The organism is Neisseria subflava (genome assembly GCF_003044935.1).
GTDB classification, from domain to species: Bacteria; Pseudomonadota; Gammaproteobacteria; order Burkholderiales; family Neisseriaceae; genus Neisseria; species Neisseria subflava_E.
The window spans coordinates 315646-332224 of record NZ_POXP01000002.1 but is presented as its reverse complement, the minus strand read 5'-3'; the positions used below and the strand labels follow the sequence as shown (position 1 = coordinate 332224).

Annotated in this window: 14 protein-coding genes, 1 tRNA gene and 1 riboswitch; of the genes, 3 read left to right on the top strand and 12 right to left on the bottom strand. The window is 54.4% G+C overall.

Annotated features, from left to right (window positions below):
- Nucleotides 1-38: 38 nt before the first annotated feature.
- Nucleotides 39-1928: a phosphomethylpyrimidine synthase ThiC gene (thiC, locus tag DBY95_RS07205; RefSeq protein WP_107723872.1), complete on the bottom strand. Its 1890-nt coding sequence runs from the start codon at nucleotides 1926-1928 to the stop codon at nucleotides 39-41.
- Nucleotides 1929-2022: 94 nt separating this feature from the next.
- Nucleotides 2023-2122: riboswitch (TPP riboswitch) on the bottom strand.
- Nucleotides 2123-2232: 110 nt separating this feature from the next.
- Between thiC and DBY95_RS07200 the strand changes: the two genes are divergently transcribed.
- A tRNA-Met gene (locus DBY95_RS07200) sits at nucleotides 2233-2309 on the top strand.
- 171 nt (nucleotides 2310-2480) lie between these two features.
- Here the strand turns inward: DBY95_RS07200 and DBY95_RS07195 are convergent.
- On the bottom strand, nucleotides 2481-3614 hold the full coding sequence (locus tag DBY95_RS07195; RefSeq protein WP_107723871.1) for an FUSC family protein: 1134 nt from the start codon (nucleotides 3612-3614) through the stop codon (nucleotides 2481-2483).
- Nucleotides 3615-3768: 154 nt separating this feature from the next.
- Between DBY95_RS07195 and rnhB the strand changes: the two genes are divergently transcribed.
- Entirely contained in the window at nucleotides 3769-4362 is a 594-nt protein-coding gene (gene rnhB / locus DBY95_RS07190; RefSeq protein ID WP_063068644.1) for a ribonuclease HII, read from the top strand.
- A gap of 56 nt (nucleotides 4363-4418) precedes the next feature.
- Here the strand turns inward: rnhB and DBY95_RS07185 are convergent, their stop codons facing one another.
- Complete coding sequence (locus tag DBY95_RS07185; RefSeq protein ID WP_107723870.1) at nucleotides 4419-5423, bottom strand: quinone-dependent dihydroorotate dehydrogenase; 1005 nt, start codon at nucleotides 5421-5423, stop codon at nucleotides 4419-4421.
- A 248-nt stretch (nucleotides 5424-5671) separates the two neighbouring features.
- Between DBY95_RS07185 and DBY95_RS07180 the strand changes: the two genes are divergently transcribed.
- Nucleotides 5672-7681: an OPT family oligopeptide transporter gene (locus tag DBY95_RS07180; protein WP_107723869.1), complete on the top strand. Its 2010-nt coding sequence runs from the start codon at nucleotides 5672-5674 to the stop codon at nucleotides 7679-7681.
- A gap of 346 nt (nucleotides 7682-8027) precedes the next feature.
- On the opposite strand, the gene waaA is transcribed toward DBY95_RS07180, so the two are convergent.
- From waaA to DBY95_RS07135, 9 genes are all read right to left on the bottom strand, one after another.
- Entirely contained in the window at nucleotides 8028-9290 is a 1263-nt protein-coding gene (gene waaA, locus DBY95_RS07175) for a lipid IV(A) 3-deoxy-D-manno-octulosonic acid transferase (RefSeq protein WP_107723868.1), read from the bottom strand.
- A gap of 138 nt (nucleotides 9291-9428) precedes the next feature.
- A complete protein-coding gene (locus DBY95_RS07170; protein WP_107723867.1) occupies nucleotides 9429-9860 on the bottom strand; it encodes a plastocyanin/azurin family copper-binding protein in 432 nt (143 codons plus the stop codon).
- A gap of 166 nt (nucleotides 9861-10026) precedes the next feature.
- Nucleotides 10027-10794 (bottom strand): ABC transporter ATP-binding protein, encoded by a 768-nt coding sequence (locus DBY95_RS07165; RefSeq protein ID WP_107723866.1) that lies wholly within the window; start codon nucleotides 10792-10794, stop codon nucleotides 10027-10029.
- Between the two features lie 10 nt (nucleotides 10795-10804).
- On the bottom strand, nucleotides 10805-11851 hold the full coding sequence (locus DBY95_RS07160; RefSeq protein WP_049332949.1) for a FecCD family ABC transporter permease: 1047 nt from the start codon (nucleotides 11849-11851) through the stop codon (nucleotides 10805-10807).
- Nucleotides 11852-11967: 116 nt separating this feature from the next.
- On the bottom strand, nucleotides 11968-13083 hold the full coding sequence (locus DBY95_RS07155) for an ABC transporter substrate-binding protein (protein ID WP_107723865.1): 1116 nt from the start codon (nucleotides 13081-13083) through the stop codon (nucleotides 11968-11970).
- A gap of 360 nt (nucleotides 13084-13443) precedes the next feature.
- A complete protein-coding gene (gene ptsP / locus DBY95_RS07150) occupies nucleotides 13444-15207 on the bottom strand; it encodes a phosphoenolpyruvate--protein phosphotransferase (protein ID WP_107723864.1) in 1764 nt (587 codons plus the stop codon).
- Entirely contained in the window at nucleotides 15207-15476 is a 270-nt protein-coding gene (locus DBY95_RS07145; RefSeq protein WP_003683718.1) for an HPr family phosphocarrier protein, read from the bottom strand. Before DBY95_RS07145 ends, ptsP begins: the two co-directional genes overlap by 1 nt.
- 49 nt (nucleotides 15477-15525) lie before the next feature.
- Nucleotides 15526-15954 carry a PTS sugar transporter subunit IIA gene (locus DBY95_RS07140; RefSeq protein ID WP_049344952.1) on the bottom strand — a complete coding sequence of 143 codons (429 nt, stop codon included), beginning with the start codon at nucleotides 15952-15954 and terminating at the stop codon, nucleotides 15526-15528.
- A gap of 58 nt (nucleotides 15955-16012) precedes the next feature.
- Nucleotides 16013-16576 carry a hypoxanthine-guanine phosphoribosyltransferase gene (locus DBY95_RS07135; RefSeq protein WP_107723863.1) on the bottom strand — a complete coding sequence of 188 codons (564 nt, stop codon included), beginning with the start codon at nucleotides 16574-16576 and terminating at the stop codon, nucleotides 16013-16015.
- Nucleotides 16577-16579: the final 3 nt, after the last annotated feature.

Sequence of the window (16579 nt, the reverse complement as noted above, 5' to 3'; positions counted from 1 at the left end):
TCTGAAACATTTTCAGACGGCCTTTTTTGCTTTACGTTTTAACTGTAAAGCTTCGCTCCTTTTTTGACAAACTCAATTGATTTTTCCTCCATACCCTGCCGTTGGGCTTTTTGCTTGTCGGCGTAGTCGCGCACTTCCTGCGTGATTTTCATCGAGCAGAATTTGGGGCCGCACATCGAGCAGAAGTGGGCAATTTTTGCGCCTTCGGCGGGCAGGGTTTCATCGTGGAAGCTCTCGGCGCGTTCGGGGTCGAGGCTGAGGCGGAATTGGTCACGCCAGCGGAATTCGAAACGCGCTTTGCTTAGGGCATTGTCGCGTAATTGTGCGCCCGGCCAGCCTTTGGCGAGGTCAGCGGCGTGGGCGGCAAGTTTGTAGGTAATGATGCCGGTGCGCACATCTTCTTTGTCGGGCAGGCCGAGATGCTCTTTCGGGGTAACGTAGCAGAGCATGGCTGTGCCGTACCAGCCGATATTGGTTGCGCCTATGCCCGAGGTGATGTGGTCGTAGCCGGGGGCGATGTCGGTAACGAGTGGGCCGAGGGTGTAGAAAGGCGCTTCAAAGCAATGTTGTAGCTCTTCGGTCATGTTTTCTTTCACGCGTTGCAACGGTACATGGCCCGGGCCTTCGATCATGACTTGTACGTCGTGTTCCCATGCTTTGGCAGTCAATTCGCCCAAGGTGTGCAGCTCGGCGAATTGGGATTCGTCGTTGGCATCGGCAATACAGCCGGGGCGCAGGCCGTCGCCGAGGCTGAACGACACGTCGTAGGCTTTCATGATTTCGCAGATTTCGTCGAAATGTGTGTAGAGGAAGTTTTCCTGATGATGGGCAAGGCACCATTTCGCCATAATGGAGCCGCCGCGCGATACGATGCCTGTGAGGCGATCGGCCGTCATCGGTACATAGCGCAGCAATACGCCTGCGTGCAGGGTGAAATAGTCCACGCCTTGTTCTGCCTGCTCGATTAAGGTGTCGCGCACCAAATCCCAAGTCAGGTCTTCGGCGATGCCGCCGGTTTTTTCCAACGCTTGGTAAATCGGCACGGTGCCGATGGGGACGGGCGCGTTGCGGATAATCCATTCGCGCGTTTCGTGGATGTGTGCGCCTGTGGATAAGTCCATAATCGTGTCTGCGCCCCAACGCAGCGACCACACCATTTTTTCGACTTCTTCGGTCAGGCTGGAAGTGACGGCGGAGTTGCCCAAGTTGCCGTTGATTTTGACACGGAAGTTGCGGCCGATAATCATCGGTTCGAGTTCGGGATGGTTGATGTTGGCAGGGATGATCGCGCGTCCGGCGGCGATTTCTTGGCGCACAAATTCGGGCGTGATTTGGTCGGGATGGGTCGGGATATTCGCGCCGAAACTTTGCCCTGCGTGTTGTTTCAAGAGCTTGGCGTATTCAGGCCGTCTGAAAAGCTCGTCCAGCTTCATGCGTTCGCGTATGGCGACAAACTCCATTTCGGGCGTAATGATGCCTTGGCGGGCGTAGTGGAGCTGGGTTACGTTGCGACCTGCTTTGGCGCGGCGCGGACGGGTGATTTGGTTGAAGCGCAGATGGGCGGTTTTCGGATCGTGCGCGCGTTCAGTGCCGTATTCGCTGGAGAGTTTGGGCAGGATTTCGGTATCGCCGCGTTCGTCCAGCCATGCAGTGCGGACGTGCGGCAAACCCTGTTTCAGGTCGATGTGTGCTGCCGGATCGCCGTATGCGCCGCTGGTGTCGTACACCGGAATTGGCGGATTAGCTTCCGTACCTTGCGCTGTGTAGGTGTCGTCCTGACGGATTTCGCGCAAAGGCACGCGGATGTCGGTGCGGCTGCCCGGGATATAGACGCGGTCGGAATTGGGATATTGGAAGCGGATGCCGATGTCTTCGCTCAAGTCGGAAAGACGGCGCGCCTCATCGCCGGTTTTTTTAGCGGTAGTCATAAAAAATTGCTCCTGTTTCTCGGTTATGAAATGGAAACAGGAGCATTGCTTTTTTTCAGACGGCCTTGTGGATATCTTCAATCAACCATCTAAAATCACATTTGCCGAAACTCCCCACGCAGGTATTATCCTGTTCGGGTGTAAAGGGTATTTCTCAGCCGCTCGGTTTGAAAGCAGCACCCCTGTTTCTTTATTAACGAAAAATTAAACCATGCGGATGGTTTTTTGTAAAGCAACGTTTGGATATTTTCTGTCAAAAACGCTTGACAGCGATTCCGTCTTTCCGTATAGTTACAACTTCTGACGCGGGATGGAGCAGCATGGTAGCTCGTCGGGCTCATAACCCGAAGGTCGTAGGTTCGAATCCTGCTCCCGCAACCAAATATAAAAATCCCCTGCAATCGCAGGGGATTTTGCTTTATGCGGCATTTATTGCGAATTGCGGATGAATTGATGGAAAGGCCGTCTGAACCATTGGGTTTCAGACGGCCTTTTGCTGTCTTGCGGTGGGGTTTGGGTAAAAATACGACAGGCCTTTTTTCAGACGGCCTCTTACGATTTGGGCTTGTTGTCGTTGCGCAGGTGTTCTTTCAGGCGTTGCAACTCTTTTTTGTCCAACCATTTATTGCGCGAACGTTGCAACAGGATCACCAATGCGGCGATTTCGTTGCGCATATTGGTGCTGAGCCAGAGGAAGCCTTGCCAGTCGTAATGCAGGCGGGCGGCTGGTTTGCTTAGTTCGGTATTGAGCGAAGTATCGATGCGGATGCGGCGGGCGTAATGGCCTTTGATGAGGCGGACGGTCAGCCGAAGCTCGCGTTGGAGTTGGTTGAAGTGGCGGTCGAGCAGGCGGATTTCGCTTTCGTTGAGCGTGGGCGCGCGAAGTTTGGCGGCGGTGGTTAGGAGCAGCTCGGTGGTGTTGACGATTTTGCGGTGGGCATGCTGCATGGCTTCCATCATATTGTTGCTGATGTGGCTTTCGCCGGATGTGGCGGCCAGATGGCTGCGGCTTTTGACCATGCGAGCGTTGATTTGGCGCATTTTAATCATGTTTTGTTCCAAACGCTCGCGCGTCATGCGTTTGCCGTTGCTGATTTCGGCAATCATTTTGGCGCAGTCGGTGAGGTTGTCGGCAAGCATGAAGCGCCACATGAGTGTGGAGCGCAGGGGCAGGAGTTTGGCGGCAGAAATGGCGATGGCGGCACCAATCAAAACGTTCATGGCGCGCATCAGGCCGCTGTCGAGCCAGTGGTGGCTGCTGTCGCCGATGAGCATGCACATGGTCAAACCGGCAAGCATGGCGACATAGCCGTTTTTGCCGACTGCCGACCAACCGGCCACTGCGCTGGCGACACCGATAATCAGATAGAAGAAAACGCCGTCTTGCAAATAATGCTGGTTCAACCATAAAACGGCCAAACCAACGCCCAAACCGATGGCCGTGCCGAGCATGCGTTCGACCGCTTTGGAGTAAATCGCGCCTTGGAATTGCAGCATGCCGAGGACGACAAAGACGGTCATGCCGATCCACTCGCCGTGTTGCAGGTGGAAGACTTTGGCCAACAGGGTGGAGAACATGATTGCCAAGCTGAGGCGGAAGGCGTGGATATGGCGGCGATAGCGGTAGCGTTCGTAGGCGTTGAGCCAGCGTTCGGAAAAATGGAGGCGTTCGGATTGGGCAGGCATGTTGTAAGACGTATCGGTATGTGGGGATGTAAATTATAACTGATTGGTAAAGCAGATGAAATTTGAACTGCTCTCCAACGGTTTGAACTATTGCAGAATTTCTCTGCCGCAAGCAGATATAATGGCGGCTTTGAATCAGACAGGCGGTGAAGAAATGGCGACGGTTTTAAGCGCAGGCGTGGACGAAGCGGGACGAGGCCCTTTGGTCGGCAGCGTATTTGCGGCGGCAGTGATTTTGCCGGAACATTTTGACCTGCCGGGTTTGACCGACTCAAAAAAGCTGAGCGAAAAAAAGCGCGATATGTTGGCGCAGATGATTAAGGAGCAGGCGGTTGCGTGGAGCATTGCCTTTGCCGATCCTGATGAAATCCTGCAACTGAACATCCTGCACGCAACCATGGCCGCGATGAAGCGCGCAGTCGAGGGGCTGTCGGTCGTACCCGACAAAGTGTGGATAGACGGCAACCGCGTGCCGAAAGATTTGAATGTCCCTGCCGAAGCCGTGGTCAAAGGCGACAGCAAAATCATCGAGATTTCCGCCGCTTCGGTTTTGGCCAAAACCGCGCGTGATGCGGAAATGTATGAATTGGCAAAACGCTATCCGCAATACGGGTTTGACCGTCACAAAGGCTACGGCACGGCTCAACATTTGGCTGCATTGAAACAATACGGCGTATTGCCGGAACACCGCCGCGATTTCGCACCGGTCAAAACCTTATTGGCACAAGGCAATCTGTTTGAAGAATGAAAGCATATCAAAAGGCCGTCTGAAAGATTTCAGACGGCCTTGTTTTTGGAAAAGTATTATTTCAACGCAGCCAAACACTCTTTAATCAATTCGGGGCCGCGATAAATCAAACCGCTGTACACCTGAACCGCACTGGCGCCCAAGCGGATTTTTTCTGCCGCGTCCGCGCCGGTCATAATGCCGCCGACGCCGATAATCGGCAGCTTGCCGTCAATGCGTTCCGCCAAAAGTTTCAACACCTGATTGCTTTTCTCGCGTACGGGCAAGCCGCTCAAGCCGCCTTGTTCGTCTGCAAGCGGATGGCTGCCCAAGCTTGATTTGTCGATGGTCGTGTTGGTGGCGATGATACCGTCCATCTCTACGGATTTGACCACATGGGCGATGTCGTCGATTTGCGCTTCGTCCAAATCCGGCGCGATTTTGACTGCCAGCGGCACATATTTGCCATGCGCGGCCGCCAGTTGCGCCTGTTTGTTTTTCAAGGCTTCCAACAATGCGCTCAACTCGTCGCCGCCTTGCAAGACGCGCAGGTTTTTCGTATTGGGGGAGGAAATATTGACCGTGATGTAGCTCGCGTGGGCGTAGGCTTTTTCCAAACAAATCAGATAATCGTCGGCCGCGTTTTCAATCGGCGTAACGGCATTTTTGCCGATGTTTATGCCCAAAATGCCTTTAAAGCGGCTGTTTTCAATGTTGCGGATCATCGCGTCGATGCCGTGGTTGTTGAAACCCATGCGGTTGATGATGCCTTGGTGTTCGGGAACGCGGAAAAGGCGCGGCTGCGGATTGCCCGGCTGCGGCTTGGGCGTGACCGTGCCGATTTCGACAAAGCCGAAACCCAAAGCGGCAAACGCATCGATACACTCGCCGTTTTTATCCAACCCTGCCGCCAAGCCGACCGGATTGGGCAGCTGCAAACCCATCAGCTCGGTTGGTCGGGTGTGGCTGTCCACTTTGGGCAGCAGGCCGAGTTTCTCGATGGAACGCAAACTGTTGAGCGTGAAATGATGGGCCTTTTCTGCATCGAAACGGAACAGGATGGGGCGGACGAGTGAATACATGGCGGCGGCTTTCTGAACGGTTGATGAATTTGGCGTTATTTTACCTGAAACCGTCAAACTGCCCCAAACGTCTGTATCGATATGATTTTATGGTTTGGCGTCAAATGAAAATAAATAGGGCTTTTGCGTGTAGTCGGATAGTTCATTAAAATGGTAAGAGAGAGGCTTTTCAGACGGCCTGATGGATGTATCAAAAGGCCGTCTGAAAAGTTTTGATTTGATTGTTTACCTGATACAGGAATATTTTTATGAAACAGGCGGTTGATCCTTATGCGAGTTTCCGTGAACTGACGCTGCGGGGGATGATACTCGGCGCGTTGATTACGGTGATTTTTACGGCATCCAATGTGTATTTGGGCTTGAAGGTGGGCCTGACTTTTGCGTCTTCGATTCCGGCTGCGGTGATTTCGATGGCGGTTTTGAAGTTTTTTAAAGGCAGCAATATTCTGGAAAATAATATGGTGCAGACTCAGGCTTCGGCTGCGGGTACGCTCTCCAGTATTATTTTTATTTTGCCGGGTTTGCTGATGGCCGGTTATTGGGCGGGCTTCCCGTTTTGGCAGACTACGCTGCTGTGTATGTCCGGCGGTATTTTGGGCGTGATTTTCACTGTGCCTTTGCGTTATGCGATGGTGGTGAAGAGCGATTTGCCTTATCCGGAAGGCGTGGCGGCGGCTGAGATTTTGAAGGTTGGCGACCATGATGCGGACCAGCAGGAAGGCGGCAGCGGTATCAAGGAATTGGTGTCGGGCGGCGCATTGGCTGGTTTGATGAGCTTCTGTGCAAGCGGTTTGCGCGTGGTGGCGGACAGCGCGAGCTTTTGGTTTAAAGGCGGCGCGTCGGTGTTCCAAGTGCCGATGGGCTTTTCGCTGGCTTTGTTGGGCGCGGGTTATTTGGTCGGCCTGACCGGCGGTATCGCGATTTTGCTGGGTATCTCGATTGCCTGGGGTGTGGCCGTGCCTTATCTGTCGGCGCATATTCCGCAACCTGCCGATATGGAGATGATTCCTTTTGCGATGTCTTTGTGGAAGGAAAAAGTCCGTTTTATCGGCGCGGGTACGATCGGTATTGCGGCTATTTGGACGCTGTTGACTTTGATGAAACCGATGGTCGAGGGTATGCGCCTGTCTTTCCGCAATTTCGGCGGTGCGCAGATGACCGAACGCACGGAACAGGATTTGTCGCCTAAGGCGATGATTGCCTGGGTGTTGGCGATGATGCTGGTGTTGGGCGTGTCTTTCTTCCACTTTATCGGCGACTCGCATATTTCCGGCGGTTTGGCTTGGCTGTTGGTGGTTGTATGTACGCTGCTGGCTTCGATTATCGGCTTTTTGGTGGCCGCGGCTTGCGGTTATATGGCCGGTTTGGTCGGTTCGTCTTCCAGCCCGATTTCGGGTGTGGGCATCGTCTCTATCGTCATTATTTCGCTGGTGTTGCTGTTGGTCGGCGAATCCGGCGGCTTGATGGTTGATGAGGCAAACCGCAAATTCCTGCTGGCATTGACGCTGTTTTGCGGCGCATCTGTGATTTGTGTGGCTTCGATCTCCAATGACAACCTGCAGGATTTGAAAACGGGTTATCTGGTCAAAGCGACGCCTTGGAAACAGCAGGTTGCGCTGATTATCGGCTGCGTTGTCGGTGCATTGGTGATTTCGCCTGTGTTGGAGCTTTTGTATGAAGCCTACGGCTTTACCGGCGCAATGCCGCGTGAAGGCATGGATGCGGCCCAAGCACTTGCCGCGCCTCAGGCAACTTTGATGACTACCATCGCCCAAGGTATTTTCTCGCACAATCTGCAATGGGATTATATTTTCACCGGCGTGGCCATTGGTGTGGCGTTGATTGCGGTCGATTTCACATTGCGCAAATCCTCCGGCGGCAAGCGTGCTTTGCCAGTATTGGCCGTGGGCATGGGTATTTACCTGCCACCGTCTGTGAATATGCCGATTGTGATCGGCGCGGTATTGGCGGCTGTGTTGAAATCCGTCATCGCCCGCCGTCAAGAAAACCGTGAAGGCCGTCTGAAAAATGCGGAGCGTATCGGTACGCTGTTCTCCGCCGGTTTGATTGTCGGCGAGAGCCTGATTGGTGTGATTATGGCGTTTATCATCGCCTTCTCCGTAACCAACGGCGGTTCGGATGCGCCTTTGGCCCTGAACCTGGAAAACTGGGATACGGCCGCCAAATGGCTTGGCTTGGCGTTTTTTGTTTTCGGTATGTTCGTGTTTGCACGCCGCGTGTTGAAAGCAGGACGTTAAGTTTGTAGGTTGAGAAAAGGCCGTCAGAAACCCCAATTTTTGGGTTTCTGACGGCCTTTTTAGTGGAAATTTGTTTGGAATGATTTTAGGAAGTTTGGGTGTAATTATCGCGGGGCTGGTAGCAAAAAAGCCCCATTGCAGTGGGGCTTTGTGCTGAAACCGCCCTAGAAAGGATGGTTTCAATCATGAAACATACCACTCGCACGGGTCGTTCATGGCTGAGACTGCGAACAGTCATTAGGATTATCTTAACCCTGTTCCTGCTCTTAGTCAATTAAACGGCTGAAAACAAAAAACTGTTTTTCAGTTTCCGCCTGTTTGTCATGAACAGGCGGTTTTTTATTGTTTAACGCTGATTCAAACAATCTGCAATCGCTTTGGCAATTTTGGCACTGGCGCCTTGGTGTTGCGAAATGAATTGCTCGGTGTGGCTGATCAGCTGTTGACGCAGCGTTTCGTCGTCGAGATATTGGCGCGTGGTTCTATACCAGGCTTCGGCAGTTTCTACGCGGACGGCGGCTTTGGCTTCGACTGCGCCTTTGCAGGCTTGGGCGAAGTTGTAGTTGGAGTAGCCGAAGAGGGTGGGGACGCGGCAGGAGATGGGTTCGATGATGTTTTGGCAGCCGGCATCGACGAGGCTGCCGCCGACGAAGGCAATGTCTGCGCTGAGGTAGTAGGCGGCAAGTTCGCCCATGCTGTCGCCTATCCAAACCCGTGTATCGGGGGAAACGGGTTGTCCGTCACTGCGTTTTTGCACGGTATAACCAAGCGATTTGGCGGTATCGTAGGCCGTCTGAAAATTTTCGGGGTGGCGCGGGACGATGACCAGCAAGGCATTGCCGCGGTAGCCCTGCCATGCTTTGAGGAGCAGCTCGGCTTCGTCTGTGCCTTTGTACACGCGCGTGCTGGCGCAGACGACGACGGCTCGTGCGCCGATGCGTTCTTTAAAGGCGGCGGCAAGCGGGCGCGAGTCGTTGGGGGGCGCGATGTCGTATTTGGTGTTGCCGCAGACGTGGACGTTGGACGCGCCGATGAGGTGCAGGCGTTCAGCATCGGCGGCGGTTTGGGCAAAGCAGCCGGAGAGGGTCTGCATGGCAGGTTCGACCAGCTTGCGGATTTTGAGGTAGCCGCGTTGGGATTTTTCGGAGAGGCGCGCGTTGGCCAAAAAGAGGGGAATGCCTGCTTCTTGGCAGCCGTGCATCAGGTTGGGCCAGATTTCGGTTTCCATCAAAATGCCGCAGATGGGGCGGTGTTCGGCTAAAAATCGGGCGACCCATTTGGATTTGTCGTAGGGCAGGTAACGGCATTGCGCATCGGGGAACAGGGATTGTGCGGTGGCGCGGCCGGTCGGCGTCATTTGGGTAATCAGAAACGGTGAGTCGGGAAAATGACGGCACAATGCCTGCACCAAAGGTTCGGCCGCACGCGTTTCGCCGACGGATACAGCGTGTATCCAAATCGGGCGTTGCACGGGATTGGGATACGCCTGCCCGAAACGCTCGCCCCAATGCTCGAGATAGGCTGGGGATTTGAGGGCGCGGCGGCGCAGGTGGCGGCGGATCAGGAAGGGGGCAAGGTGCCACAGCGTGGCGTAAAGGCGGCGTATCATGCTTACGGATCTTGTGTCGGAATAGGCCTATTTTATCGGAAACTGAAACGGAAGATATAGCTTTAATGCGTGTTTTACGCAAAGGAAACAGGCCGTCTGAAAGGTTTCAGACGGCCTTTAATACAGGCATAAACGCGTTTACTTCACTTGCGCCATGTATTTTTTCAGACGGCCTTTGCTTTGCATGGCGCGGTTTTCCATTTCATCGACAACGGCTTGCGCTTTGGCTTTGTTCACCGGTTTGCCGACCTGAATCACGCCGCTCATGTTCATCATGCGGTGCGGCGGGCAGGTATAGACGTACACGCCTTCTTTGTCGAGTTTGAGGGTGAAGTCTTTGCCGTCTTCGGACAGGAAGTCGGCAACGCCGTCGGGCAGGGCTTTGCTTTGCACCCAGTGGCCTTTGTTGGCGGCTTTGAAGGTTACGGTGTCACCGACTTTGGCGTTGACGTAGCCGGGTTCGAACACCATGCTGCCGTCTTTGCCGTTGTCGAGCATTTTGATTTCGTGGTTGGCGGCGTATGCGCTAAGGGAAGCGGTCAGCATGAGGAGGAAGAGGGATTTTTTCATGGGGGAGTCCTTTCTAAGGATAAAAAATATGGGACGGGCTGATGAGTCGAAGAGGTAAGCCTTGGGCTTACCGCCCTCTCCCTAACCCTCTGCCGCGGGAGAGGGGATAAGTTGCAGGGAGAACGCAGGCCGGATGCTCAAATCCGACATTTCAGGAGCGGTCAAGTTACGCACTCTGCCGCATCGGGCGAATAACGGGCAGGCCTTTGCTGTCGTATAAAAGTTCGATGTCCACTTTGTACAGCCTGCCTATCATGTCCGCCTGCAACACGTCCTGCGGCGCGCCCTGCGCCTGTACTTTGCCTTCGCCGAGCAGAATAACGCCGTCTGAAAACTGTGCGGCGAGGCTCAAATCGTGCAACACCATCAGCGTAACCAGATTGTGTTCGTGCGTGTATTGCGCCACGCGCTCCAAGAGGTTCAATTGGTGGTGCATATCCAGCGCGCTGACTGGTTCGTCCAGCATCAGGATTTCGGGACGGCGCAGCATGACTTGGGCAAACATGACGAGCTGCCGCTGTCCGCCGGAAAGCCGCATGACGTCGCGGTGCGCCAGATGGCCGATGCCCAGCTCCTCCATGATACTTGCGGCTTCGTGCAGCAGTTCGTCGCCGACGTGCATGTGCAGCGCGTCCATGCGGCCGAGCAACACGACTTCCAACGCGGTCAGCGAGGCTTCGGCGGCGGTGTCCTGCGGCATATAGCCTATGCGTTTGCGCCAGCTTTGCAGGTGGATTTTGCTCAACACTTCGTCGCCGTAGCGGATGGTGCCTTTGTGCGCCACTTCGCCGAAAATCGTTTTCATCAGCGAGGATTTGCCCGTGCCGTTGGGGCCGAGCACGGAATAGACTTTGCCTTGTTCCAGCGTCAAATCGATATTGTCGGCGACCACATAATCGCCGCGCCGGATGTGTACGTTTTCAAGTTTCAACATTTCAGACGGCCTATCGTTTCGTTAATACAATCCAGAAGAAGAACGGCACGCCGACAAACGACGTAACAATCCCCACCGGAAACAGCGCGCCCGGGATAATCACCTTGGACAACACGCTCGCTACCGATAAAAACGCCGCCCCTGCCAGCATTGCGCCGGGCAGGAAGAAACGTTGGTCTTCGCCCAAAAGAATCCGCGCCACATGCGGCGCAACCAAGCCGATAAAGCCGATGACGCCGACAAAACTGATGGCCGTCGCCGTCATTACCGCCACCAACACCAGCGTTTTCAGACGCAAAAATTGCAGATTGATGCCCAGCCCGACGGCGCGTTCTTCGCCCAAGCGCAGCGCAGTCAGCTTCCACACATCGCGCGAAAGCAGAAACACGCATACCGCCGTAACCGCCGCCGTAACGATGACTGTTTCCCAAGTCGCCTTGGTCAGGCTGCCGAACAGCCAAAACAGAATCTGCTGCGAAATCTCAGGCGCGGCGATAAATTGAATCAGCGACAAAATCGACTGAAACAGGAACAACAGCGCAATCCCCACCAGCACCAACATCGCCGAGTTGAAACGGCGCGCTGAGGCAAACAGAAACAAGATGCCCGAAGCCAGCATGGTCATCACAAACGCGCCGATGGGAACGGCGACCGTTTCAGGCAGCCCGAAACCGCCGAACGCAATCACCGCCGACGCGCCCAAACCCGCCGCCGCCGCCAAGCCCAGCGTATAAGGGCTGGCCATCGGGTTGTTCAGGAGCGTTTGAATTTCCGCACCGCCGACACCTAAAGCCGCGCCGACCACCAAGGCCATCACCGCAATCGGCAGGCGCAAATCCATCACAATCAGGCGGTTCATTTCATCGACTTCGGGTTTGCCCAGCAAAACATTGACCACTTCGCCGACGGGCAGCGTGTCCGTCATCGCAGGGCCGGTGGCGATGTCGAATAGGAAACTGACCGCTGCGATGACTAAAAACATCAACACAATCAACCAACGCTTGCCTTCCAACTTGCGCTGGTTTTTCACAATCTCGGCGACAACCGAATCATTCATGTTTCAAACCTTTAAAAAAGAGTGTTGTGAAAGGGGAGAACAGGTTTGCCTTTTTCTTCCGCAAAAATTTCAGACGGCCTTCCGATTTAAAAGGCCGTCTGAAAATCTAAATTACCTTATTGTCCTTTCGGATAGAGGTAGAACGTGCCGTTCGGTACGACGGGCAGGTTTTGGCGGTAGAAGTCCAAATAGGTTTTTTCAGGGTTGAAATCCTTAAACAACTGCGGATAAATCGCTTTGGCCATAAACTGAATCGATGCGCTGTCGGACAGCGTGCGCGAGTTAGCGTGGTAGGCGGCGTAGAGGCGGTTGTTTTTAATCGCAGGCAGGTTTGCCCAGCCGGCGCGTTTGGCAAAGCCTGCCAGGCGTTTTTCCGCTTCGGCTTTTGGAATGCCCCAGCCCATGACCATGGCGGCAGGGTTTTTCTTCAATTCGGTTTCGCGGCCGGTAATTACGATCACGTCGGGTTTGGCGGCGAGGACTTTTTCAGGATTGATCGGGCCGTAGAATTCGACCGAAGAAGCGGCGATATTGTTGCCGCCGACCAGTGTCGCCATCGAACCCCACATGCTCTTGCCGAAGGTAACGCTGTGTTCGGCAGGGCCTTTGTTGCCGAACTCGATATAGACTTTAGGCTTGGGCAGGTTGGCTTTTTTCACGCGCGCCTGGATGGTGTCGGCAACGCGTTTGTAGTCTGCCGCCAGTTTGTCGGCTTTTTGCTGCTGGCCGGTCAGCGTGCCGATGAGCTTGGTCGATTGAACGTGTTTGGCCACTGTTTGCGCGTTGTAGTCCAACACGACGATGGGGATGCCGGCTTTGTTGATGCGGTCGAGATCGGAACCCAAAGCCTTGTATTGCCATTCGGCCAAAACCAGCAAATCGGGTTTCAGCGCCAATACTTTCTCAATCGAGAAAGTGCCGACTTCCACTTCGCCCACGTCGGTCAGCTGATTCAGTTTAGGCACGGCTTTGCTGAATGCCGCCCAGCTTGGTGGTGCCCAGTCGGCCCAAACTGCTTTGGAAAAACCAACGACGTTGTCCAGCGCGGTTTTGCCGCCGATGGCCATGTAGTCTTGGTAGTAGAAGCCCAACACCACGCGCTTGGCAGGCAGGTCGACAGTTACCTTACGGCCGAGGATATCGGTCAGCTGAACGGGTTTGGCAAAAGCGGATACGGAGCCGACTGATAAAGCGGCGGCGGCAACCAAAGCAGAAAGTTGCGTAAATCTCATGAATCATTCCTTTAAAATATGATGATAATTACTATCTTTTTATAAATTTATAAGGTATTGAATCTTTTTTCAAGTGAATGTAGGGATAGACATATTTCGAAATAAAAAGTTTCATCATTAAAACGAAGGGATAGTGTTTATATAGGGCTTGGGTATACTGAAGACCTAGTAAAAAGGAATGATATGGGGTACCTAAAGCCATAGTGGGCAGTAGCTGGAATGGATCGGTAAAGGGTTTTTTATTGCAAAAAAATAAAAGGTATTTGGTTGAAAACAAGGCCGTCTGAAACCTTGCAATCAGGGTTCAGACGGCCTTTGGTGGAGGCATAAAAGTTTTATTTCACTTGCGCCCTATATTTTTCAGACGGCCTGTAATTCCGCCTGTTCGCTTTGGTTGAGGATTTTAATCAGTTTCTCGGCTTTTTCCGGGTCTTCGCAGCGCAGGATTTTGGCGGCATCGTTTTCAAGATGGCCGGTGTGGCTGTGCAGGATGATGTTTTTAACCGAAAGCAGGTTGTTGGGGTTCATGGAGAATCGGCGCAGGCCCATGCCGAGCAATAGGCGGGTGAAGACGGTATCGCCGGCCATTTCGCCGCAGATGGAGACGCCTTTTTCCATACGGTTTGCCGTGCGGATGATGTGTTGCAGCGTTTTGAGGACGGCAGGGTGGCCGGGTTGGTAGAGGTGGCTGACGCTGTCGTCGCCGCGGTCGACCGACAGGAGGTATTGAATCAGGTCGTTGGTGCCGATGGAAACGAAATCGACGAGCTTGAGGATGCTGCCGACGGTCATGGCGGCGGACGGGATTTCAATCATGCAGCCGATGCTGACCGGGCCGAAGATTTCGCCGCGTTCGGTCAGCTGGCGTTGGGCCGTGTCCAGATGGATAAGGCATTGGCGCACTTCGGAAATGGATGTAATCATCGGCCACATCATGCGCACGGGGCCGTGGGCGGCGGCGCGGAGGATGGCGCGCATTTGGGTGCGGAACATGACCGGCTCGGCGAGGCACAAACGGATGCCGGTCAAGCCGAGCGCGGGGTTGAGGCTGCCGTTGGGCGTGCTGTTTTGGCCGAACCAGCGCGGATTTTTATCGACACCCAAATCGACGGTGCGGATGGTGATGTTTTTGCCTTTGAGTTTTTTGACGATGCCGGCGTAGACTTCGTATTGTTCGTCTTCGGTCGGCATGTTGTCGCGGTTGAGGTAGAGGAATTCGCTGCGGAACAGGCCGACGCCGTCTGCGCCGAAGTTGTGCAGGGCTTTGATGTCTTCGGCGGATTCGATGTTGGCCAAAAGTTCGATGTTGATGCCGTCGGCCGTGGTGGCGGCGGTTTTTTTGATTTTGTTGAGTTCGCGCTTGTGGCTGCGGTATTCGCGGGCGAGGCGGCGGTATTCGTTGAGGACGACTTCGTCGGGATCGATGATGAGGACGCCGTTGATGCCGTCGACGATGACGATTTCGTTTTCGGTGATGAGTTTGCGGGCGTTGTGCAGGCCGATGACGGACGGGATGTCGAGGCTGCGGCCTAAGATGGCGGTGTGGCTGGTCGGACCGCCGGCATCGGTCACGAAGGCGGTAATGTGCTGCTCTTTGAACAATACGGTATCGGCAGGCGAGAGGTCGTGCGCGATGAGGACGGTGTCGTCAAACAGGTTGCCGGCGAGGTTGATTTCGTTGCTCTGACCGACAAGGTTGTTGTGGATGCGGCGGACGACTTGGAGCATGTCCTGTTTGCGTTCGCGCAGGTAGTCGTCGTCGATGCTGTCGAACTGGGCGGCGAGCTTGTCGCTTTGCAGTTTCAATGCCCATTCGGAGTTGATTTTCTGCTCGCGCAAAATGTCGATGGGTTCGCGCGAGAGGGTAACGTCGGTCAGCAGCATCAGGTGCAGGGAGATGAACGCGCCCAATTCGGTCGGGGCATTTTCGGGAATCGCGCCGCGCAGCTGTTCCAATTCTTTGCGCGTGGCTTTGATGGCGTTGTCGAAACGGGTAACTTCGGCATCGAGCTTGTCGGGATCGATGTCGTATTGGGGAACTTCCGTTGTGCCGCGCGTGATGAGGTGGGCGTGGCCGATGGCAATGCCTTTGCCCGCGGCTACACCGTGTAGGACGATGCTCATTATTCGCCCTCGCCGAAGTAGTCGTTGATGAGGTCGGTCAACGCCTGCATGGCGGCGGCTTCGTCTGCGCCTTCTGTTTCCAGCTCAATCACGGTGCCTTTGGCTGCGGCCAGCATCATCAGGCCCATGATGCTTTTGCCGTTGACGCGGTTGCCGTTTTTGGTGACCCAGACTTCGCTTTGGAATTGGGAGGCAGTTTGGGTGAATTTGCTGGAAGCGCGCGCGTGCAGGCCGAGTTTGTTGATGATTTCGATTTCTTGTTTGAGCATGAATGTCCCCTAAATGTAATGTTCGTAAAGTGAATGTTTTCAGACGGCCTTAGCCGTGTTCTTTGCACACCAGGTCTTCAGGTGCGGATGTAATGGCGAAAATGCCCCGGATGGCGGCCTCTTTGACGGTTTCGGTGAAGTCGGAGAGGTTTTCGGCTTGTGATGAGTATTGGATGGCTTTAATCATCATCGGGGCGTTGAGGCCGGTCAGGATGGCGGATTTGTTTTCGCGCACCAGCCGGCGTGCGGCGTTGCACGGGGTTGCGCCGAAGATGTCGGTCATGATCAGCACGCCGCGGTTGTCGGGAAATTCCTGCAACGCGGCGATGGCGTTGTTGATGATGTCGTTTTGATCTTCGTCGGGCTGTACGCCGAGGATGTGGAGATTTTCGGGGAAGCCGTTGGGAAAGAAATGGTCGGCCAAACCGCGATAGGCTTCACCTATGGTTTCATGTGTAATGATTAACAAACCTATCATGATGTGTTCCTATTATTGGGGTTGAGGCCGTCTGAAGATTTTTCAGACGGCCTTTGTTTTATTTATTGTTTAAGGCGTAGATTTCGCCGAGGTTGCGCCAACAGCCGGCGGCATCCATGCCGTAACCGAAGACGTAGCGGTTGGGCACGTCCAAACCGACATAATCGGCTTTGGTTGGTTTTTTTTTGTCGATCAGTTTGTTGGCAAACACAGCCGCACGGCAGCTTGCCGCGCCCATTTTCAACAGTTTTTCCTGAATGGCGGCCATGGTGTGGCCTTCGTCCAGGATGTCGTCCAAAACGACTACATGACGGCCTTTGATTTGCTCGGGGTCGGGTATGCGTTTCCAGTTGAACGCGCCGCCTGTGAGTTTGTCTCCGTAGCGGGAAACATGGACGTAGTCAAAGTCCAAAGGGAAGCGCAACAGCGGCAGCAGCTGCCCTGTAAACACCACCGCACCACCCATGACAGGCAAGAGCAGGGGGTATTTGCCGCCCAAGTCGCGGGTAATGTCGTCGGCAACTTTTTGCAAGGCCGCGCGGCATTGTTCTTGGTCAAACAGCAAGTCGGCATTGTCCAGCATGGCTTGGGTTTCAAGGCGTTTGGTTTCTAAGTCGGTCATGAT